This window comes from Stenotrophomonas sp. CFBP8994 (genome assembly GCF_034044835.1).
GTDB lineage: Bacteria > Pseudomonadota > Gammaproteobacteria > Xanthomonadales > Xanthomonadaceae > Stenotrophomonas > Stenotrophomonas rhizophila_A.
Window position 1 is genome coordinate 46,748 of record NZ_JAXCWT010000008.1, and the last position, 19,968, is coordinate 66,715.

A 19,968-nucleotide genomic window follows, 5' to 3' on the forward strand; every position below is an offset into this window, starting at 1 on the left:
CCTGGATCGTTGCTTCGTCGTGGACCGCCTGGTCCGGCCAACGGCCGGGGCTACCGCTGGTTTCGTTCGGCACAGCCTGGTCCGGCCAACGGCCGGGGCTACCGCTGGTTTCGTTGTTTCGCGTGCAACCATCGCGACGGTGGGCGGCGGTCACGTGGCAGAATCGGGCAGCTGATCTTCCCGCACGTGAACGATGTCGACTCCTGCCGCTGCCAACGCCGCCAATTCGCCCCGCCGCATCCTGCTGGCCAGCCTGATCGGCACCACCATCGAGTTCTTCGACTTCTACATTTACGCCACGGCGGCGGTGCTGGTGTTCCCGCACCTGTTCTTCCCCGACAGCAGCGAGGGTGCCGCGCTGCTGCAGTCGCTGGCGACCTTCGCGGTGGCGTTCATCGCCCGGCCGGTCGGCTCGGCGGTATTCGGCCATTACGGCGACCGGATCGGGCGCAAGGCCACGCTGGTGGCTGCGCTGCTGACCATGGGCGTGTCGACCGTGGCGATCGGCCTGCTGCCCACTCACGCCAGCATCGGCATCCTGGCGCCGGCGCTGCTGGCACTGTGCCGGTTCGGCCAGGGCCTGGGCCTGGGCGGCGAGTGGGGTGGGGCGGTACTGCTGGCCACGGAGAACGCGCCACCGGGCAAGCGGGCCTGGTACGGCATGTTCCCGCAGCTGGGCGCGCCACTCGGGTTCCTGCTTTCGGCCGGCATCTTCCTGCTGCTGGGCCGCGCGATGAGCGATACGGACTTCCTGCAGTGGGGCTGGCGCGTGCCGTTCCTGGCCAGCTCACTGCTGGTGGCGGTAGGCCTGTGGGTGCGCCTGAACATCCATGAGACCCCGCAGTTCCAGGCCGCACTGGACCGCAACGAACGCGTGCGCCTGCCGATGTGGACAGTGCTGCGCCACCACCCGCGCACCTTGGTGCTGGGCACGCTCGGGGCGTTCGCCACCTTCGTGCTGTTCTACCTGATGACGGTGTTCACCCTCGGCTATGGCACCACCGTGCTGCACTACAGCCGCGAGCAGTTCCTGCTGCTGCAGATGGTGGGCATCCTGTTCTTCGCCGCCGGTATTCCGCTGTCGGCGATGTACGGCGACCGCTGGGGCACCCGGCGCACGATGATCGTGGCCAGCGGCCTGATCCTCGGTTTCGGCGTATTGTTCGCGCCGTTGTTCCAGGCCGGCAGTCCGTGGCTGGTAGTGGGGTTCCTGGCCCTTGGCCTGTTCCTGATGGGCCTGACCTACGGGCCCTGCGGCACGTTCCTGGCCGAAATCTACCCGGTCCAGGTGCGCTATACCGGCGCCTCGCTGTCGTTCAACCTGGCCGGCATCCTCGGCGCGGCGCCGGCACCGTACGTGGCGACCTGGTTGGCCGGCCGTTTCGGTCTGGTCGCGGTGGGCTACTACCTGTGCCTGACTGCGGTGATCACCATCCTGGCGCTGCTGGCCATGGGCCGGCCAACCCGACTCAGCGGAAAATCCGCTTGAGGGTGCGACCCAGCCAGCTGCCCTGCTGGTGATCGCGGGCGAACTGGTTCAGGTGCTGCTTGACCGATTCGGCGTAGGCCTTGTCATCGCCCCGGATGTGGTTGAACAGCCAGCGCGACAGCATCGTGCGCAGTTCGTCGGTGATGTCCTCGCCGGCCTGGAAACGCAGCCGGTATTCGGACACGCGCTTGCCGAATATCTCGTGCACGCGCTTGTGCGCGGCGCAGAACGGGTAGCCGGCTTCTTCCATCAGCTCTTCCTCGAACGCGAAGTGCGACATGGTGTAGTCCACCAGTTCGTCGATCACCTCGGCCACGGCCACCTTGTGCAGGCTGGTCTGCGCCACGTGCAGGTGGTTGAGCATCTCCACGATCCGCATGTGCTGGTGGTCGATGACGTCGATGCCGATGTTCAGGTCGTCCTGCCAGACCAGAAGTGCCATGCTGCGTTCCCTGTGATGTTCGCTGGGAACGACTCTAGGCAGGGCGGGGCGGACCTGCGTTGATCTGGATCAAGGCGCCAGCGCGGGTTCCCGGGCGGCGGTGGCCTCGCGCGTGCTGCACACGCGGTTGCGGCCGCCGGCCTTGGCCAGATACAGCTGGCGGTCGGCTTCGGAAATCAGCCGGTGCAGCGAATCGTGCTGCGGGCGGATGCAGCACAAGCCGATGCTGACCGTCATCCGCAGCGTGGTGTGACCAAGATCCACTTCCAGCGCGGCGATACGCTGGCGCAGGATCTCGAAGTAGCCGATGGCTTCGTCTTCCTCCAGCCCCGGTACCAGCAGGCAGAACTCTTCGCCACCGAAGCGCGCGATCAGGTCCTGGTCGCGTGCGTGGTCGGCGACGGCCGCGGCCACCGCCCGCAATGCGTCGTCGCCGGCTTCATGGCCATGGGTGTCGTTGATGTGCTTGAAGTGATCGATATCGATCATCGCCACCGCCACCTGCTCACCCTGCACCTGCAGCTTCGGCAGTTGGCGCGTGCTCTGTTCCAGGAAGCAGCGGCGGTTGGGCAGGCCGGTGAGGAAATCGCGGGTGGCCAGGTCCTGCAGCGTACCGATCAGCTCCAGCTGGTCCACGTTCTGCGAGACGCGGCAGAAGAACTCCTCGCGCGAGAAGGGTTTGCGCAGGAAGTCATTGGCGCCGTTCTTCAGGAAGCGCGGAATCAGCGAGGGATCGGTATTGCCGGAAATGCCGATCACCGCCACCTTGTCGCGCGAGCGCAGGGTACGCAGCCGGCGGGTGAATTCCACGCCCTCCATGCCGGGCATTTCCTGGTCGACCACCGCCAGCCGGATCGCCGGGTGGGCCTCGATCGCCTTCAGGCCCTCGGCACCGTCGGCAGCCTCGTAGACGTCGTGGCCATACATGCGCAGCAGCGAGGCGGCGTACATGCGCGCGGACATCGAATCATCCACCACCAGCGCGGCGATGCGCCGGTTGCGGTCCAGGCGCTGCACCAGCCACACCAGGTAGTCGATGCTGCCGGGGGTGTTCTTGAGCACGTAATCAATGATCTGCTGCTGCAGTACGCGCTTGCGCAGGTCCTCGTCGTACACCCCGCTGACCACCACCGTACGCAGCCCGCGCGACAGGAAGTACTCCACCACCTTGTCGCGGTCGCCATCGGCCAGCACCAGCCCGGTCAGCACCAGGAACCAGCCCTGTTCCTCATCCAGCAGGCGCCCGGCCTCGGCGAGCGAGGTCGCCACCGACACCGGCAGCTCCAGCCGCTGCTCGATGGCTTCCTTGAGCATGCTGGTGAACGTGCGCGAGTTCTCCACCAGCAGGATCCGCTGGGGAAGGTCATCACCGGGGTCGCTGGGGAAGGCGCCCTGAAACAGTGCCGGCATGTTGCGTACGCTCGAATCCGAGAGGGTCGGAAGGTGTATCGGCGTCTTCACGCCGGACTTTAGGGTCAATCTTCTGATCTGTGACCGAAATGTCCGGATCCGGGGCTGCAGCGCCCGGATCCGGACGTCCCGGACCGTAGTGCCACGCCCTGCGTGGCAGCCCTCCCGACTCCGGCCGACCAACCCGTAGGAAGAATCAATCGCTACCCGACTGGAATGAGAGCTGATGCACGTACGGGCATGCTTCCGCCGCTTACGATTCCTCTGTGCTCGAAACTCTGGTCCGCAACGCATGGACAACCTCTACAAGGAAGTGACCCCGCTACTCACGTTCCTGCTGCCGGGCTTCCTGTCCGCATCGATCTTTTATGGGTTCACGTCTCATCCCAAACCCAGTCAGTTCGAAAGGACAGTTGAAGCGCTGGTCTTTACGTTCGTTGTTCATGCCGTCACTCGGATGATTGAGGCCGTGTTGGAAGCACTCGGCCGCGTCTGGTCCGCTGGAGAGTGGACATCGACAAGCCAGCTCACCTGCTCGGTGTTGATTGCGACAGCTCTGGGTGCGTTGATGGCAGCTGCCGTCAACAAAGATGCCGTTCATTCCTGGCTGAGGAAGAAAGGAATGACATCTCGCAGTTCGCATTCAAGCGAGTGGCATGGTGTCCTGGGTTCGAGCCTTTCCGACGTAGTGCTGCATCTGGTCGACGGGAGGCGACTCACGGGCTGGCCGAAGGAGTGGCCTCTGAATCCAGGACAGGGTCAGTTCTATATTCTGGATCCTGCGTGGATCGATAATGATGGAAATCCTGTGGATCTGATTGATCTGGAGGGCATAATCATTCAAGCGACCGATGTCAGGTGGGTCGAAGTAATAATGGTCGAAGGAGTTCGAGATGGCTGTTTTACGCAACGGTTCCAATCCACCACTGCCGCCATGGAGACGCGTGCGTTCTGACGGCGCGGATCAGCCGATTCGCAGCAACCGGCCCAAGCTTCCGCCGAATCCGCCGCCTGCACCCAAGCGCCCCTGAGGGGAGCGCTGCGCTCGACTACGCACCCTTTACCCCAACACATCCCGCAGCTTGTACCAGGACATGGCGGCCACCAGCAGCGGCGTGCGCAGGAGCTTCCCACCGGGGAAGCGTGCATGCGGAATGCGCTCGAACACATCCAATCGTTCGTTCTGTCCGGCAATGGCCGCGGCAATCACTGCGCCGGCCAATCCCGTCGCGGCGACGCCATGGCCGGAGAAACCCTGCGCGAAGTACACGTTGGGTGTGAGCCGGCCCCAATGCGGGGCACGGCTGCGGGTGATGTCCACGTAGCCGCCCCAGACCTGCTCCATGCCCACGTCGGCCAGCTGCGGGAACACCTGGTGCATGCGTCTGGTCATTACCCCGCGCAGGTTCGGTGGCGGCAGCGCCGAATAGCTGGCGCGGCCACCGAACAGCAATCGGTGGTCAGTACTGAGCTTGAAGTAATCCAGCGCCCAGCTGACGTCGGCCACGGCCATGTCATTGCGGATCAACGCCCGGGCCCGTTCCTCGCCCAGCGGGGCGCTGGCGCCGATATAGGTACCCACGGGCATGATCCGGCTCTCCAGCTCCGGTGCGATGCCCTGCAGCCATGCGTTGCCGGCGATGACCACCTGGTTGGCGGTGACGGTGCCGTGGGCGGTACGCAGCTGCGGGCGGTCCCCGCGCACCAGTTCCAGGACAGGGCTGGCCTCATGGACCACCACGCCCAAGCCCTCGGCCGCGCGGGCAAGCCCCAGCGCATAGGCGAGCGGATGCAGGTGGCCGCTGGCCGCATCGAACATCGCGCTGCGATAGCGCGGGCTGTCGAGCTGGCTGCGCAGCTGCTGCCGGTCCCACCACTGCAGGGGGTAGTCGTAGCGCTCTACCAGGGTGTCCATGCCTGCACGCAGCGCACGCTCTTGTCGCGCAGTGATTGGCACGCTGGCATGGCCATCGCGCCAGTCGCACTGGATCGCGTAGTGGCTCAGGCGATTGCGGAGCAGGGCCATGCCCTCGCGGGAGAAGTCGAACAGGCGTCGCGCATCTGCATTGCCGACCAGCCGTTCCAGCGTATCCACCTCGCAGCCGTAGCCGACAATGGCCTGGCCACCATTACGGCCCGAGGCACCCCAGCCGACCCGGTGCGCCTCGAGCACGGTCACCCGGTAGCCGCGTTCGGCCAACGAGAGCGCGGTCGACAGGCCGGTGTAGCCCGCGCCCAATACGCACACGTCGGTGGCATGGTCGCCCCGCAGCGGCGCGCGCAGTGGCGCGTCGGGCACGCTGTCGGCATACCAGCTCGGTGCGTGCGCCTGTCCGGCCAGGCTCATCGGGGGCTCGCTCATGCGCACAGCATGCCAGCAACCCGTGTCGAGGGCAGGTGCGCCCGCTGTGACGGCGGCTGCCGACGGAGGTACAGTGGCGCTATCACAGTACGTTCCAGCCCTTCGGCGAAGCTTGTCGTCGTTACTCCAGCACAGCAGACCGGTCATGACCACCCGAACGCGTTCGCGCAAAGCCCCGTCTCCATCGCGCAAGGCCGCCGCTCCGTCGCGGAAGGCCCCCGCGCGCAAGGCCACGGCCAAACCGGCTGCCGAAGAGAGTGTGCTGCTGCGCTGGCTCAAGGATCGCCACATCACCGAAGTGGAATGCCTGGTGCCGGACATCACCGGCAACGCGCGCGGCAAGATCATCCCGGCCGACAAGTTCTCGCATGACTACGGCACCCGGCTGCCCGAGGGCATCTTCGCCACCACCGTCACCGGCGAGTTTCCGGACGATTACTACGAACTGACTTCGCCGTCGGACTCGGACATGATCCTGCGCCCGGACCCTGATACCGTGCGCATGGTGCCGTGGGCCACCGACCCCACCGCGCAGGTCATCCACGACTGCTACACCAAGCACGGCGAGCCGCATGAGCTGGCGCCACGCAACGTGCTGCGCCGGGTGCTCGATGCCTATGCCGAACTGGGCCTGCGCCCGGTGGTGGCGCCGGAGCTGGAGTTCTTCCTGGTGCAGAAGAACACCGACCCGGACTTTCCGCTGCTGCCGCCCGCCGGCCGCTCGGGCCGCCCGGAAACGGCGCGGCAGTCGTACTCGATCGATGCCGTGAATGAATTCGATCCGATCCTCGACCTGATGTACGACTACTGCGACGCGATGAAGCTGGACGTGGACACGCTCATCCACGAATCCGGCGCGGCGCAGCTGGAGGTCAACTTCACCCACGCCAACGCGATGGACCTTGCCGACCAGGTGTTCCTGTTCAAGCGCACCATGCGCGAATCAGCCATGCGCCATGGGGTGTACGCCACCTTCCTGGCCAAGCCGATGGAAACCGAGCCGGGCAGCGCCATGCACATCCACCAGAGCCTGGTGCGGGTCAGCGACGGCCACAACGTGTTCAGTGGTGACAGCGGCGGGGAGGAGTTCAGCCCGTTGTTCGGCCACTACCTGGCCGGGCTGCAGAAGTACGTGCCGGCAGCGATGGCCTTCTTCGCCCCGAACGTGAATTCCTACCGGCGGCTGGTATTCGGCGAGGTTTCTCCCAGCAACGTGCACTGGGGCTTCGACAACCGCACCTGCGGGCTGCGGGTGCCGATGGATACCCCGGAAAACATGCGCGTGGAAAGCCGTTTTGCCGGCTCCGACGCCAATCCCTACCTGGCGATCGCCGCCACCCTGGCCGCCGGCCTGCTGGGCATCCGCGAGCAGGGCTCGCCGACCGCCCCGATCAGTGGCAGCGCCAAGGAGCTGGGCTACGACCTGCCGCGCTCGCTGGGCGAGGCGCTGGACGGCCTGGAGCGCTGCCCGGAACTGCGCGAGATGCTCGGCGAGCGGTTCTGCCGGGCGTATGTGTCGGTCAAGCGCAAGGAGTACGAGACCTTCTTCCGGGTGATCAGCTCCTGGGAGCGGGAGTTCCTGCTGCTGAATGTGTAAGCGGCCCCAGCCGCCCGATCAGGCATGGCCGTGAGCGCCATGTGCTGGGAAAATACCCGGCTGCCCGTTAGGCTGGCACCGTCATGCCGGTCCGGCCGGTTCCCCCGCCTTGCACCTGACCTGTGGAGAGTCCGATGAAGCTGCGAATCCTCACCCTCGGCATTGCCGTTTCGATGCTCAGCGCCTGTGGCGGCGCCAAGCAGGAAGACAGCAAGGTGCTGAACGTCTACAACTACAGCGATTACATCGCCGAAGACACCATCCCGAACTTCGAAAAGGCCACCGGCACCAAGGTGACCTACGACGTGTTCGACAGCGACGAGATGGTTGAGACCAAGCTGCTCGCCGGTGGCAGCGGCTATGACGTGGTGGTGCCGACGCTGAACTTCTTCGGCCGCCAGATCCAGGCCGGTGTGTTCCTGCCGCTGGACAAGAGCAAGATCCCGAACCTGGCCAATCTCGACCCGGAGATGATGAAGCGCATCGCGCAGCAGGATCCGGACAACAAGTACGGCGTGCCCTACATGATCGGCACCACCGGCATCGGCTACAACGTGGAGATGCTCAAGGAGCGTTTCGGCGGCAGCACCGAAATCGCCAACAGCTGGGACCTGATCTTCAAGCCGGAAAACATCGCCAAGATGAAGGACTGCGGGATCACGATCCTGGATACCCCGGCCGACATGATTCCGATCGCGCTGCATTACCTGGGCGAAGACCCGCACAGTCATGACCCGGCGGTGATCCAGAAGGCGGCCGACCTGCTCAAGACCATCCGCCCGTACGTGCAGAACTTCCATTCCTCGCAGTATGTGGGCTCGCTGGCCAACGGCGGCACCTGCCTGGTGGTGGGCTGGTCGGGCGACATCATCCAGGCCCGCGACCGCGCCGCCGAAGCGGCCAACGGCGTGACCGTAGCCTATTCGATCCCGAAGGAAGGCGCGCCGCAGTGGTTCGACATGCTCGCCATTCCGAAGGATGCCAAGCACCCGGAAGCGGCCTACGCCTTCATCAACTACCTGCTGGACCCGAAGGTCGCCGCGGCCAACACCAACTTCATCCACTACGCCAACCCGGTGAGCGCGGCCACGCCGCTGGTGGACGAAGCGATCCGCAACGACCCGACCATCTACCCGCCGGCCGACGTGGCCGCGAAGATGTTCACCTACTCGATCAATCCACCGGATGTGGACAAGCTGTACACCCGGTTGTGGACCGAGGTGAAGACGGGTCGCTGAGGCGAGACTTTTCCATCGAAAGACCCTAGGGCCGCCGGTTCGCACCGGCGGCCCTTTTTTCATCAGTTCTGGGAATCGAGATTGTCCGCGAAGTACTCGTAGCCGTAGGCGTGATCGGACGCCACGTCTCTTGCGGTTCTCGCGAGATCCGGCGAGAGATCCAAGCCGTACAGTCCTTCGACGTAGTCCCTCGCGTCTCGTGCGAGTTTCGCGGATGCACTCATGGCTGCGGCGACCGCCAGTATTTTGTCCGGTGGGCATGCTGCTTCTGGAGATCCGTTCTTTAAACCTGCGGAGGTATCGATTCCCACGGTGCGCGGCCCCGTTCTCACCCGTAGCGTGGGTGATGAAGTGAATACGGGTGGGGCTGTGGGCGACCCGGCCGACTGCCCCGCGCTGGGATCGGGAAGAGAGCTCTGTTCGAAGCCGCGCGGTGTCAGCTCATAGTCGGTATCGGGCTCAAGTAGATAGTTGGAAGAAATATTTACCTGGACGATCTCCATCTGCCCAGGGTGCAACGTCAGTACTTCGCTTCGAGCTTCCATGGTCAGGTTGACGATAACGCCTGTGTATCTGGCTACTTCGCCGGTTGAAGAGACCACTTGGAACGCGTTGTTCCAAAGGCGGCCGTCCGGCATTGTCTGTGGGATGTCGGCCGCACGAATGAAGGCTGGATGGGCGCCGTTGTTGGTGTACTTGAGCGCTACTGCAATCTCACTGCTCCCCGTGGGAAGGAGGTCAAGCGTCGCCTCAACACTGGCATGTGCCGGGCAGATTGTAAGTGCCAACAATAGTGAGGCGGCGACGATGTGGAGTCTACTCATCGGGGGGTTGGTTCCGCGGGGCGAAATGACAAGTTCAGACCCACTTTATTGCATGGAGGTGAGGCGCTGGCGTCCAGGTGCGTCAGGATGCTCTGGAGTAGTTCGCGCGCATCCCGCCCACCATTGCACAGGAAGTTCGAGCTCGGTCGCTGCAGGTTGTACATGCCGATGAAGAACAGTCCCGGCTGCGGGGAGACGCCGTAATCGCCAAGTGGGTAGCCGTTCGGGTCGAGTACGCCCGGTACTTCGAGCCATGGCCACTGCGCGTCGAAGCCGGTGGCTGCCACAATCGAGCCAATGCCGGCGGCGTCCAGCCGGATGCAGCGTGGTGAGGCGTCCGGCTCCCAGTCCAGGTAGACCTCTTCGGGCAGATAGCGGGCGTCGTCGGTCGGTGTCTCTGTGGTGGATGCATAGTGCGCATCGGCCATGTCGTTGAGGTGCTTGTACTCGGCGCGGGTGCCCGCCACGGCCTCGCGGATCTGCGGGCGCGCATCGCGGAAGTGGGCGATGTGGCCTTCCAGGTGCTCCAGCCTGCCGAGCAGCACGATGCCGTCGCGCTGCATCGACAGCAGGCTGATGGAGCTGCCCATGCCCAGCGCGCCGGTTCCAGATACCAAGGGGAACTCCGCCGTTCTTGCCTTCTGCATCGCGCCCGGCACCCCCGCCGCCACGTCCGGCCGCTCGCTTACGTGCCGGTGCAGCAGCCCCTGCATGTCCCACCAGTGCATGGAATCCCTGCCGCGTACCCGGCGGATGTGCGAGAAACGATCGGCCATGGACCAGTACACCTCGCGCCCTGCGGTACGAAGGTCCTGGGCGATCTGTGCGCCGGACTGGCCACCGCCGATCACAAGCACGGCGCCCGGGCCGAGCTGCTGGGGGCGCCGGTAGTCGCCGGAGTGGACAACCTCCAGCCCGGAGGCAGGGGAGAAAAACGCCCGCGGCCAGCGCGGGCGGCGGTACTCCCCGCTGGCCACGACCACGCAGCGTGCTTCGAGCGTGCCGTCGCTGGTGATGACGCGGTAGCCGTCGCCTGCCGCAAATACCCGATGCACGACGCATCCCTCGACGACAGGCAGCCGCCGCCGGCGCGCATAGTCGGTCAGCATGTCGATGACTTCGGGCGCGGTGGCGAAACCCGTTGGATCCGTGCCGTCGTACTGGTAGCCGGGCAGGGCGGTCAGGAAGTTGGGCGTGTTGAGGCGGAAGGAATCCCAGCGTCGCGTCCAGCTGGAGCCGATGGTTTCTGCTTCCAGAACCTTATGACGCACGCCTGCCTCCACCAGCAATGCGCTGAGCGACAGGCCGGAGTGTCCCGCTCCAATGACAACTGCGTCATAGGGCCGTGCATCGGGGATGGCTTGCATGGGTAACTCCTTGTGATGTGCGCGTTCGGCGTTCGTGGAGGTATCGCGCTCCCGCCGTCGAGAGGTCAACGCGATGTCGCGCGGAATGTGACGCGTCACTTGCCTGTAGTTCATGCGTGTTGGAAGGTGTGCACGCCATCAAGGAACCGGCTGAATTCCCGTTTCGGAAGACCGGGAGCGACAAGCGTTCAGGCGTTTTCAGCTGCCGCTCTCGCGGGAATGGGCCAGGCATGTCAAGGGGCACTTCGACACCGTCGCGTCTGTACCGGGTGGACGCGACAAAGGCAGGGCGTTCACGTCGCCTCGGCGGCACGCTTATTAGGGTTCTTCCTGAGACCATTGGGCCGGCTGGGCCCAACCGCCACGATCCGGTATCCCCGCTGTCGCCAACGGTCGCTAAAATGGGCCATTCCCCCGTCCTGACGCCGCTCCTGGAGCCGCTGCCCATGTCATTCGAAGCCAAGCCGGAAGGCGAGGTCGCCCCGGCGCTGGAGCCGGGCTATCTGTCCATCCGCGCGCTGCGCAAGGAATTCGACGGCTTCGTCGCACTCGACGATGTCAGCCTGGACGTGCGCAAGGGCGAGATCTTTGCGCTGCTGGGCGGCTCGGGCAGCGGCAAATCGACCCTGCTGCGCTGCCTGGGCGGGTTCGAGACCCCCACCGCCGGCACCATCGACCTGGACGGCCAGCGCATCAACGCGCTGCCCCCGTACCAGCGCCCGATCAACATGATGTTCCAGTCCTATGCCCTGTTCCCGCACATGAGCGTGGAGCAGAACATCGCCTTCGGCCTGAAGCAGGATGGCCTGGCCCGCGACGCGATCCGCCGCCGGGTTGGCGAGATGCTGGAGCTGGTGCAGCTGGAGAAGCTGGCCAAGCGCAAGCCGCACCAGCTGTCCGGCGGCCAGCAGCAGCGCGTGGCGCTGGCGCGGTCGCTGGCCAAGGGGCCCAAGCTGCTGCTGCTGGACGAGCCGATGGGCGCGCTGGACAAGAAGCTGCGCTCGCAGATGCAGCTGGAGCTGGTCAACATCATCGAAACCTCGGGGGTGACCTGCGTGATGGTCACCCACGACCAGGAAGAAGCGATGACCATGGCCACCCGCATCGCGGTCATGGATGCCGGCTGGATCCAGCAGGTCGGCAAGCCGGACGAGATCTACGAACAGCCGGCCAACCGCTTCGTGGCCGGCTTCATCGGCTCGGTCAACCTGTTCGACGGAGTGATCGACGAGGACCTGCCCGAGTACGTCACCGTGCGCACGCCGCTGTTCCCGGCGCCCATCTACGTGGCGCACGGCATCACCGGCTATGAAGGGCAGCCGGTGGCGTTCGCGCTGCGCCCCGAGAAGGTGATGATCGGCAAGGACGAACCGGCCGGCGACACCAACAAGGCGCAGGGCGTGATCGAGGAGATCGCCTACTTCGGCAGTCATTCGGTGTACCACGTGCGCCTGCCCAGCGGGTCCAAGGTGCTGTCCAATTTCGCCAACTCGCAGCGTTGGGCCAGCGATGGCCTGACCTGGGGCGACAGCGTCTGGGTGCACTGGCGCGACAACGATGGCGTGGTGCTCACCGCATGAACGCCACCGGCTGGAAGCGCTGGCTCCCCGGCACGCGCAGCGGCGTGATCGCCGCGCCGTACCTGTGGCTGCTGCTGTTCTTCGCGGTGCCGTTCGTGATCATCCTGATGATCTCGTTCGCGCGCACCCAGGTCGGCTCGCCGCCGTATACGTGGCTGCTGGAATACGTGGACGGTGCGTTCTCGCTCAAGCTCAACCTGGGCAACTACGCGGCCATGGTCAAGGACAGCCAGTACGTGCTCGCCTACCTGAGCTCGATCAGGATCGCGGTGATCGCCACGCTGTTCACGCTGCTGATTGGTTACCCGATGGCATATGTGATCTCGCGGATGAGCCCGGCCGCGCGCAACGTGGCGATGATGCTGGTGGTGCTGCCGTCGTGGACCTCGTTCCTGATCCGGGTGTATGCGTGGATCGGCATCCTCGACCGCAACGGCCTGCTCAACCAGCTGCTGCTGAAGATCGGGGTCATCGATGCACCGCTGCAGATCCTGTACACCCCGACCGCCGCCTACATCGGCATCGTGTACTGCTACCTGCCGTTCATGGTGCTGCCGCTGTACGCCAACCTGGTGAAGCTGGACAACCGCCTGCTGGAGGCCGCCTACGACCTCGGTGCCAAGCCGTGGCAGGCGTTCCTGCGCGTCACCCTGCCGCTGTCGCGCACCGGCATCATCGCCGGCTGCATGCTGGTGATGATTCCCGCCGTGGGCGAATTCGTGATCCCGGAAATGCTGGGCGGGCCGGATACGCTGATGATCGGCCGGGTGCTGTGGGGCGAGTTCTTCAACAACCGGGACTGGCCGACCGCCTCGGCGGTGGCAATCGTAATGTTGGCCCTGCTGCTGGTGCCGATCCTGCTGTTCAACCGGGTGCAGCAGCGTGAGCTGGAAGGGAAGCTGACATGAGCATGGTGCGCCGCAGCCGCTGGCTGGGCTGGACGGTCCTGGGGCTGGGCTTTGCCTTCCTGTACCTGCCGATCCTGCTGCTGATGATCTATTCGTTCAACGCGTCGAAGCTGGCCACGGTGTGGTCGGGCTTCTCCACGCGCTGGTACGGCGAGCTGTTCAACAACCGGCAGATCCTGGATGCACTGTGGATCAGCCTGAAGGTGGCGTTCTGGACCGCCAGCGCGGCGACCGTGTTGGGCACCATGGCCGCGATGGTGATGACCCGCTTCAAGCGCTTCCCGGGCAAGACCGTGTTCGGCGCCCTGATCACCGCGCCGCTGGTGATGCCCGAAGTGATCCTGGGCTTCTCGCTGATGACGCTGCTGGTGGCGATGGGGGGCATTCCCGGCTTCCCCAGCCGAGGCGTGGGCAGCATCTGGATCGCGCATGTCACGTTCACGCTGTCCTTCGTGACCGTGATTGTGTCCTCGCGGCTGCAGGAGCTGGACCGGTCGCTGGAAGAGGCGGCCATGGACCTGGGCGCGGGCCGGCTGAAGGTGTTCTTCCAGATCACCCTGCCGATCATCGCCCCGGCGCTGGTGGCCGGCTGGCTGCTGGCCTTCACCCTGTCGCTGGATGACGTGGTGATCGCCAGCTTCGTCGCGGGGCCGAATTCGACCACGCTCCCGATGAAGGTGTTCGCTTCGGTGCGGATGGGGATCAAGCCGGAGATCAACGCCTTGGCCACGTTGATGGTGCTGGCGGTGTCGATCGCGGCGGTGGTGGGGTGGTTCATTACCTCGCGCAGCGAGAAGCGCCGGCAGCGCGACATGCAGATGGCGCTGCAGGAAAAGGGCTGACACAACACCCGGCTCACGGGGCCGGGCGCAGAATGGGTGCCTGTCTTTCGGAGCACCGCGATGACCGTCGAAATCGTCAACCCCGCCACGGGCCGTGTGACTTACCGCCACGAGCTGCTGGACGCCGCCGGGATCGAGCAGCGGCTGGCCGCCGCCGCCGCGGCCTTCCCGACGTGGTCGGCCCGTTCGCTGCAGGAGCGTGGCGCCATCCTGCGTGCCATCGCCGGCCAGCTGCGCGCGCGCAGGGACGACATCCAGCAGGCGATGACCACCGAGATGGGCAAGCTCAAGGGCGAGGCGCTGGCCGAGGTGGAGAAGTGCGCGCAGGCCTGCGAGTACTACGCCGATCACGCCGCCGATTACCTCAAGCCGCAGCTGATCGACACCGAAGCCCAGCGCAGCTACGTGCGCTATGAACCGATCGGCTGCGTGTTCGCGGTGATGCCGTGGAACTTCCCGATCTGGCAGGTGTTCCGCTTCCTGGCGCCGGCGTTCATGGCCGGCAACGTGGCCCTGCTCAAGCATGCCAGCAACGTGCCGCAGTGCGCCGACCTGATCCTGGCGGTGTGCCGCGACGGCGGCTTGCCCGAGGGCGTGTTCGATGTGCTGCACATCGACAACGACCAGGCCGCCGAGGTGCTGCGCGACAAGCGGGTCAAGGCGGTCACCCTGACCGGCAGCGAGCGGGCGGGGCGCTCGATCGCGTCCAACGCCGGCGACCAGCTCAAGAAGTGCGTGATGGAGCTGGGCGGCAGCGATGCGTTCGTGGTACTGGACGATGCGGACCTGGACAAGACGGTTGCCGCTGCGGTGAAGTCGCGCTTCGACAACAGCGGGCAGACCTGCATCGCCGCCAAGCGCTTCATCGTGGTCGATGCGATTGCCGACGCGTTCGTGGAGAAGTTCGTCGCAGCGGCCGCAGCGCGTGTGTACGGCGATCCACAGGACGAGAAGACCACGCTGGCGCCGATGGCACGTGCCGACCTGCGCGAGGAGCTGCACAAGCAGGTCCAGGCGAGCGTGGAGAAGGGGGCCAGGGTACTGCTGGGCGGCGAGCCGGTGGCCGGCACCCATGCGGGTTACCCGGCGACCATCCTCGACAATGTGGAACCGGGCATGCCGGCGTACGACGAGGAACTGTTCGGGCCGGTGGCGGCGATCCTGCGCGTGCGCGACGACGCCGATGCGCTGCGGGTGGCCAACGACACCACCTTCGGGCTGGGCGGAAGCGTGTGGAGTGGAGATCCGGTACGCGGCGAGGCCATCGCCAAGCGGCTGGAATGCGGCGCGGCATTCGTCAACGCCATCGTCAAAAGCGATGTCCGGTTGCCGTTCGGCGGCAGCAAGCGCTCGGGCTTCGGTCGCGAACTGGCCGACCACGGCATCCACGAGTTCATGAACATCAAAACCGTTTACGTGGCCTGATGCGGTTGACCACCAACGGCCGCCACCTGCCGGTCCACGCGGTAGGTATCGACCGTTGGTCGATACGCGTTACAGCCAACGGGCACGCTTGAACAGCCGATACAACCCCACGCACACCGCACCCACCCCGACGATCATCGCGGGGTAGGCCCACGGCTTGTCCAGCTCGGGCATGTGGGTGAAGTTCATGCCGTACCAGCTGGTGATCAGGGTCGGGGCGGCCAGCAGCGCCGCCCACGCACCGAGGCGCTTGACCGTCTCGCCCTGGGCCAGGGTTACCAGCGACAGGTTCACGCTCAGTGCCGTACCCAGCATCTCGCGCAGGGTGTCGATCACATCACTGATGCGCACGGCGTGGTCGTGCACGTCGCGGATGTACAGCTTCACTTCGTCGGGAATCAGCTCGCCGGGATAGCGGCGCAGCTGCGCCAGCACGTCCTGCAGCGGTGCGACCGCCATCCGCATCTTGTTGAGTTCGCGCTTGAGCTCGTAAAGGCGTACCACCGTGGTGCGTTTGTAACTGTCGGCGAAGATGTCCTTCTCCAGCGAATCCAGCGTGTCGCGGAAGTCAGTGGTGATCGGCAGGTAGTTGTCGACCACGAAGTCCAGCACGGCATACAGGCAGTAGGAGGCGCCCATGGTCAGCAACTGCGGTTCGCGTTCCACCCGGGCGCGGACCGGGGCGTAGGACAGCGATGCGCCGTGGCGCACGGTCACCAGGAAGCGCGGACCGAGGAAAGCGTGTGTTTCGCCATACTCGATGCGGTCCTGCACGCGTTGCGCGGTGGTCACCACCACGAACAGGGAATTGCCGTAGGCCTCGACCTTGGGCCGCTGGTGGGCGTTGCGTGCATCGTCTATGGCCAGGTCGTGCAGGCAGAATTCCTCCTGCAGCTTGAGCAGCACCGCGTCGGCCGGGTCGTAAAGGCCCACCCACACAAAACCGTTCTTGCTGGCGATCACATCGCTGATCGCATCCAGCGCGATGTCGTGTCGCTTGCCCTGGTCGTCGTAGTGAACGCAGTTGATGACACAGGTCGGATTGGAGGCGGCGGGGTGTTCCATGAGCGATATCCTGCGTCAGCGATGCGTGACAGCTGGGTCACGACGGCCCAGTGTCCAGGCCAGCGCCACGTGCAGCGGCAAGAGCAGCACGATCCACTGCAGGTTCACCTGCGCCTGCAGGGTCAGCCAGTGCAGTACCAGGCCCAGCAGGGAGAGCAGGGCAACCGCCCACAAGGTCCAGCGGAACCAGGCGCCGGGCACGCGTGCGCGCAGCAGCGTCACCGCGCCGGGAAGCAGCAGCAGGCACAGCGGCGAGAGCTGCAGCAGGTTGCGGTTGGCCCAGGCGGCGTGGTGCGCGCTGAAGCCCCACAGGTAGGCCAGCAGGACGCCGGCAATCCCGCAGAACAGCCACAGCGGCAGGGCCAGCGCGGCCAGCAGGCGCCGGCGGCGGCGCAGGGCCAGCACGCCGGCAGCCAGCACCAGCCCGCACAGCAGCCACGGCCACCAGCGGCGCGCGGATTCAGTCGGTTCCGGGGCCATGCGATGCGGCAGCAGCTCCAGCTCTTCCTGCACCAGCGGGCGGCCGTCGCTGTTGCGCACCTCGCGCAGCGCGTCGGCCAGGCGCATCGGCACGAAGGCTTCCTGCCACCGCGAGAGCGGCTGGTCGGCGAACGGGCCGAGCCCGATGTCGAAGCCCAGCCACATCCACGGGGCCGGCGAGGCCAGCCGCACCGATTCGCTGCGGTAGGTGTTGCCGCGCGAACGGCCGGACAGCTGCGAGTGCAGCCCGCCGCCGAGCGCACCATCGATCGCATCGCGCACCATGGTGGCGCAGTTGGCGGTGTAATAGTCGTAGCGGTAGCGCGCGTTTTCCGGCTTGGCGCGCTCGGCCAGCGACGCGGCAAGCGCACGCGCCTGCTCCGGGCTGAGGTCCAGCCACTGCAGGTTGGCGCCCCGGCCGCTGTCGCGGTAGTAGGAGAGGTCCTGGTCCAGCGGCAGCGCCACCAGGTAATACATCATCTCGCCGCGCAGGAAGCGGCCGACGAAGTCCGGTTCGCTGGGGTCGAAATAGCCGAAGTTGTACGAGGTGGCGTCGCCGGTGACCGGGTCCTCGACCACGATCGCGTCATGCCCGAAGCGCTCGAAGAAGATGCTGCCCGGCTGCATGGTCACGATGCCGATGCGCGGTGGCGGCGCTTCGGCGGGCGGCGCGGCGGCGCTGGCCGCCGAAGGTCCAGGCGCTGCCTGTGCCAGTGCAGCCAGCGGCAGGCCGGACACACTGGCCAGGAACAGGAGGAACAACAGGCGGCACAACGGCCACCGCGTCAGCAGGGGCCGCATGGCGTGGGTCAATCCTCGATGATGGCGTCGGGCGGCAGCACGGTCACATGGAACGCCTGCACGCGGCGGGCATCGGCGCGCGCCACCCGGAACACGAAGCGGTCCAGGGTCAGCTCGTCGCCGGTTTCGGGCAGGTGCCCGATCGCCTCGGTGACCAGGCCACCGATGGTGTCGTAGTCGTCGTCCGGGAACGCGGCGCCGAAACGCTCGTTGAAATCCCCGATCGGGGTCAGCGCGTCGACCACGTACTGGCCGTCGGCCTGGATCGCGATCTGCGCGGTGTGGTCTTCGGCTTCATCATGCTCGTCATCGATCTCGCCGACGATCTGCTCCAGCACGTCCTCGATGGTGACCAGCCCGGCAACACCGCCGTACTCGTCCACCACGATCGCCATGTGGTTGCGCGAGAGCCGGAATTCCTTGAGCAGCACGTTGAGCTTCTTGGCTTCGGGAATCAGCACCGCCGGGCGCAGCAGCTCGCGCACGTTGGCCGGCCCGTTGTCGGCGACCACGCCGCGCAGCAGGTCCTTGGCCAGCAGCACGCCGAGGATGTCGTCCTTGTTGTCACCGTGCACCGGGAAGCGCGAATGGCCGGATTCGACCACCTGCTTCATCAGTTCAAGGAAGGGGGCTTCCACCGGCAGCGAGACCATCTGCGAACGCGAGATCATCACGTCGCCCACGGTCAGTTCCGCCACCGAGACCGCGCCCTCCATCATGCGCAGCGTGTCGGCGGCAATCAGGCCGTCTTCGTGCGCGGAGTGCAGTACCGCCACCAGCTCGTCGCGGGTGTGGGGTTCGCCGGAGAAGGCAGACGTCAGGCGTTCAAGCCAGCTGCGCTTCTTCTCATTTTGCTCCGGAACGGAGCCACTACTGTCGTCTTCAGACATCTCTGCAAAAAAGGCACCCGGCGAGCCGGGCGTTGGCGCCAGTCTAGCAGGATGCGGGCCGCTGTCAGCGCCCGCCCGGCGGTGTGTTCACGGACGGGGGCAGGGCGCCGGCCGGCGCTGCCGGGGTGTCGGCCGGGGCTTCGTCCTCGGCGGGCAGGTCCAGGCTGTAGGTGCAGCCGGCCAGGGTCTTGCCGGGGTGCGTCTTGACCGTGGACAGGCTCAGGATGATCGACTCGATCATCGGTTCGCCGGTGCGCGGATCGGTCACGTCCCGGCTGACCACCTCACGGCCGGCCATGAACTTGTCCGGGTTGTCCACGCCGTCTTCCAGGGCCAGGGTCTTGGCCATCGGGCGGGGATCGGGCACATCCAGGATCGCCATGATGCTGGCCCCGGACACCGCCACGTATTCGGTGCGCTGGCCGAACACCGTCAACAGCGTGGCCAGGCGGTACTCACTCATGAACTGGTTGTTCTGCGGCAGCGGCTGCATGCCGTTGGCCACTGCCTTGAGCGGGTCGGCCACGACCGGGGCGACCGCGTCGTAGTCGGCCACGCGCTGGCGGCACTCGATCAGCGCGGCAAGGTCCAGCGGCGCGGCGGCAGGGGCGGCTGGGGCGGCCGTTGTCGGGGCGGCGGCCATGGCAGGGGTGGAAAACAGGGCCAGCAGGCACAGGCAGGCGGGGCGTGCGAAGGTCATGCAGGAAACGTCCGTCAGGGGCGGCGGCTCAGCGCTCGCCGGCGTAGGGGTCGGCGATGCCGAGGTCGGCCAGGATCTCGCGCTCCAGCTGTTCCATGGCTTCGGCTTCCTTGTCGTCCTCGTGGTCCCAGCCCAGCAGGTGCAGCACCCCGTGCACGGTCAGGTGCGCGTAGTGGGCGTTGAGCGCCTTGGCCTGTTCCATCGCTTCGGCGGCCACCACCGGCGCGCAGATCACCAGGTCGCCCAGCAGCGGGAACTTGACCCCCTTGGGCAGGCCCTCGGGCAGCTCGGCGGGGAAGCTGAGTACGTTGGTGGCGTAGTCCTTGCCGCGGTAGTGCCGGTTCAGCGACTGGCCCTCCTTGGCGTCGACCACGCGGATGGCCAGGTCGGCCTCGCGGATGCGGCCGTTCAGTGCCGCAGCCACCCATCTGCGGAAACTCACCGCCGACGGCAACCCGGCACGGGGCAGGGCGTAGCTGACGGCGACATCGAGTCGAATGGGGCCTTTGGTCATGGCGGTTCCGGTACTTCGGGTTCTATCGGGAAAC

General features: G+C 66.0%; 18 protein-coding genes. 8 read left to right on the top strand and 10 right to left on the bottom strand.

Annotated features, from left to right (window positions below):
* Positions 1-193: 193 nt before the first annotated feature.
* Entirely contained in the window at positions 194-1,489 is a 1,296-nt protein-coding gene (locus SOM39_RS18175; protein ID WP_320459163.1) for an MFS transporter, read from the top strand.
* Here SOM39_RS18175 and SOM39_RS18180 read toward each other — a convergent pair.
* A complete protein-coding gene (locus SOM39_RS18180; RefSeq protein WP_068850625.1) occupies positions 1,470-1,931 on the bottom strand; it encodes a bacteriohemerythrin in 462 nt (153 codons plus the stop codon). The genes SOM39_RS18175 and SOM39_RS18180 overlap by 20 nt on opposite strands.
* A gap of 69 nt (positions 1,932-2,000) precedes the next feature.
* Positions 2,001-3,341 carry a diguanylate cyclase gene (locus SOM39_RS18185; RefSeq protein ID WP_184124209.1) on the bottom strand — a complete coding sequence of 447 codons (1,341 nt, stop codon included), beginning with the start codon at positions 3,339-3,341 and terminating at the stop codon, positions 2,001-2,003.
* A 292-nt stretch (positions 3,342-3,633) separates the two neighbouring features.
* Between SOM39_RS18185 and SOM39_RS18190 the strand changes: the two genes are divergently transcribed.
* Complete coding sequence (locus tag SOM39_RS18190) at positions 3,634-4,296, top strand: DUF6338 family protein (RefSeq protein WP_095364003.1); 663 nt, start codon at positions 3,634-3,636, stop codon at positions 4,294-4,296.
* A gap of 105 nt (positions 4,297-4,401) precedes the next feature.
* Here the strand turns inward: SOM39_RS18190 and SOM39_RS18195 are convergent, their stop codons facing one another.
* Complete coding sequence (locus SOM39_RS18195) at positions 4,402-5,703, bottom strand: FAD-binding oxidoreductase (RefSeq protein ID WP_320459164.1); 1,302 nt, start codon at positions 5,701-5,703, stop codon at positions 4,402-4,404.
* Between the two features lie 145 nt (positions 5,704-5,848).
* Between SOM39_RS18195 and SOM39_RS18200 the strand changes: the two genes are divergently transcribed.
* Entirely contained in the window at positions 5,849-7,300 is a 1,452-nt protein-coding gene (locus tag SOM39_RS18200) for a glutamine synthetase family protein (protein WP_255220510.1), read from the top strand.
* Between the two features lie 134 nt (positions 7,301-7,434).
* A complete protein-coding gene (locus SOM39_RS18205; protein ID WP_095364005.1) occupies positions 7,435-8,538 on the top strand; it encodes a polyamine ABC transporter substrate-binding protein in 1,104 nt (367 codons plus the stop codon).
* Between the two features lie 62 nt (positions 8,539-8,600).
* Here the strand turns inward: SOM39_RS18205 and SOM39_RS18210 are convergent, their stop codons facing one another.
* Both SOM39_RS18210 and SOM39_RS18215 read right to left on the bottom strand, forming a co-directional pair.
* On the bottom strand, positions 8,601-9,362 hold the full coding sequence (locus SOM39_RS18210; RefSeq protein ID WP_320459165.1) for a hypothetical protein: 762 nt from the start codon (positions 9,360-9,362) through the stop codon (positions 8,601-8,603).
* Entirely contained in the window at positions 9,359-10,729 is a 1,371-nt protein-coding gene (locus tag SOM39_RS18215; RefSeq protein ID WP_320459166.1) for an NAD(P)/FAD-dependent oxidoreductase, read from the bottom strand. Before SOM39_RS18215 ends, SOM39_RS18210 begins: the two co-directional genes overlap by 4 nt.
* A gap of 446 nt (positions 10,730-11,175) precedes the next feature.
* On the opposite strand from SOM39_RS18215, the gene SOM39_RS18220 reads away from it, so the two are divergent.
* From SOM39_RS18220 to SOM39_RS18235, 4 genes are read left to right on the top strand one after another with little or no spacing between them, the layout of a single operon-like run.
* Positions 11,176-12,309 carry an ABC transporter ATP-binding protein gene (locus SOM39_RS18220; RefSeq protein WP_320459167.1) on the top strand — a complete coding sequence of 378 codons (1,134 nt, stop codon included), beginning with the start codon at positions 11,176-11,178 and terminating at the stop codon, positions 12,307-12,309.
* Positions 12,306-13,217, top strand: a complete 912-nt coding sequence (locus SOM39_RS18225) for an ABC transporter permease subunit (RefSeq protein WP_320459168.1) — start codon at positions 12,306-12,308, stop codon at positions 13,215-13,217. The genes SOM39_RS18220 and SOM39_RS18225 overlap by 4 nt, the downstream gene beginning before the upstream one ends.
* Positions 13,214-14,059, top strand: a complete 846-nt coding sequence (locus SOM39_RS18230; RefSeq protein WP_320459169.1) for an ABC transporter permease subunit — start codon at positions 13,214-13,216, stop codon at positions 14,057-14,059. Before SOM39_RS18225 ends, SOM39_RS18230 begins: the two co-directional genes overlap by 4 nt.
* 60 nt (positions 14,060-14,119) lie before the next feature.
* Positions 14,120-15,484, top strand: a complete 1,365-nt coding sequence (locus tag SOM39_RS18235; RefSeq protein ID WP_320459170.1) for an NAD-dependent succinate-semialdehyde dehydrogenase — start codon at positions 14,120-14,122, stop codon at positions 15,482-15,484.
* Positions 15,485-15,553: 69 nt separating this feature from the next.
* Here the strand turns inward: SOM39_RS18235 and SOM39_RS18240 are convergent, their stop codons facing one another.
* The 5 genes from SOM39_RS18240 to ybeY all read right to left on the bottom strand — a co-directional run bounded on the left by SOM39_RS18240 (position 15,554) and on the right by ybeY (position 19,934).
* The gene (locus SOM39_RS18240; RefSeq protein ID WP_217536067.1) at positions 15,554-16,549 is read right to left on the bottom strand and encodes a magnesium and cobalt transport protein CorA; all 996 of its coding nucleotides are present in this window, start codon (positions 16,547-16,549) and stop codon (positions 15,554-15,556) included.
* A gap of 15 nt (positions 16,550-16,564) precedes the next feature.
* Positions 16,565-17,830 carry a DUF4105 domain-containing protein gene (locus SOM39_RS18245; RefSeq protein WP_320459171.1) on the bottom strand — a complete coding sequence of 422 codons (1,266 nt, stop codon included), beginning with the start codon at positions 17,828-17,830 and terminating at the stop codon, positions 16,565-16,567.
* An 8-nt stretch (positions 17,831-17,838) separates the two neighbouring features.
* A complete protein-coding gene (locus SOM39_RS18250; protein WP_093533867.1) occupies positions 17,839-18,720 on the bottom strand; it encodes an HlyC/CorC family transporter in 882 nt (293 codons plus the stop codon).
* A 64-nt stretch (positions 18,721-18,784) separates the two neighbouring features.
* Positions 18,785-19,363 (bottom strand): hypothetical protein, encoded by a 579-nt coding sequence (locus SOM39_RS18255; RefSeq protein WP_320459206.1) that lies wholly within the window; start codon positions 19,361-19,363, stop codon positions 18,785-18,787.
* An 85-nt stretch (positions 19,364-19,448) separates the two neighbouring features.
* Entirely contained in the window at positions 19,449-19,934 is a 486-nt protein-coding gene (gene ybeY, locus SOM39_RS18260) for an rRNA maturation RNase YbeY (RefSeq protein WP_184124186.1), read from the bottom strand.
* Positions 19,935-19,968: the final 34 nt, after the last annotated feature.

What these genes read in the sequence shown, in the direction of transcription:
- SOM39_RS18175 (WP_320459163.1), top strand. Translation starts at nt 194, where the DNA reads ATGTCGACTCCTGCCGCTGCCAACGCCGCCAATTCGCCCCGCCGCATC.
- SOM39_RS18180 (WP_068850625.1), bottom strand. Translation starts at nt 1,931, where the DNA reads ATGGCACTTCTGGTCTGGCAGGACGACCTGAACATCGGCATCGACGTC.
- SOM39_RS18185 (WP_184124209.1), bottom strand. Translation starts at nt 3,341, where the DNA reads ATGCCGGCACTGTTTCAGGGCGCCTTCCCCAGCGACCCCGGTGATGAC.
- SOM39_RS18190 (WP_095364003.1), top strand. Translation starts at nt 3,634, where the DNA reads ATGGACAACCTCTACAAGGAAGTGACCCCGCTACTCACGTTCCTGCTG.
- SOM39_RS18195 (WP_320459164.1), bottom strand. Translation starts at nt 5,703, where the DNA reads ATGAGCGAGCCCCCGATGAGCCTGGCCGGACAGGCGCACGCACCGAGC.
- SOM39_RS18200 (WP_255220510.1), top strand. Translation starts at nt 5,849, where the DNA reads ATGACCACCCGAACGCGTTCGCGCAAAGCCCCGTCTCCATCGCGCAAG.
- SOM39_RS18205 (WP_095364005.1), top strand. Translation starts at nt 7,435, where the DNA reads ATGAAGCTGCGAATCCTCACCCTCGGCATTGCCGTTTCGATGCTCAGC.
- SOM39_RS18210 (WP_320459165.1), bottom strand. Translation starts at nt 9,362, where the DNA reads ATGAGTAGACTCCACATCGTCGCCGCCTCACTATTGTTGGCACTTACA.
- SOM39_RS18215 (WP_320459166.1), bottom strand. Translation starts at nt 10,729, where the DNA reads ATGCAAGCCATCCCCGATGCACGGCCCTATGACGCAGTTGTCATTGGA.
- SOM39_RS18220 (WP_320459167.1), top strand. Translation starts at nt 11,176, where the DNA reads ATGTCATTCGAAGCCAAGCCGGAAGGCGAGGTCGCCCCGGCGCTGGAG.
- SOM39_RS18225 (WP_320459168.1), top strand. Translation starts at nt 12,306, where the DNA reads ATGAACGCCACCGGCTGGAAGCGCTGGCTCCCCGGCACGCGCAGCGGC.
- SOM39_RS18230 (WP_320459169.1), top strand. Translation starts at nt 13,214, where the DNA reads ATGAGCATGGTGCGCCGCAGCCGCTGGCTGGGCTGGACGGTCCTGGGG.
- SOM39_RS18235 (WP_320459170.1), top strand. Translation starts at nt 14,120, where the DNA reads ATGACCGTCGAAATCGTCAACCCCGCCACGGGCCGTGTGACTTACCGC.
- SOM39_RS18240 (WP_217536067.1), bottom strand. Translation starts at nt 16,549, where the DNA reads ATGGAACACCCCGCCGCCTCCAATCCGACCTGTGTCATCAACTGCGTT.
- SOM39_RS18245 (WP_320459171.1), bottom strand. Translation starts at nt 17,830, where the DNA reads ATGCGGCCCCTGCTGACGCGGTGGCCGTTGTGCCGCCTGTTGTTCCTC.
- SOM39_RS18250 (WP_093533867.1), bottom strand. Translation starts at nt 18,720, where the DNA reads ATGTCTGAAGACGACAGTAGTGGCTCCGTTCCGGAGCAAAATGAGAAG.
- SOM39_RS18255 (WP_320459206.1), bottom strand. Translation starts at nt 19,363, where the DNA reads ATGGCCGCCGCCCCGACAACGGCCGCCCCAGCCGCCCCTGCCGCCGCG.
- ybeY (WP_184124186.1), bottom strand. Translation starts at nt 19,934, where the DNA reads ATGACCAAAGGCCCCATTCGACTCGATGTCGCCGTCAGCTACGCCCTG.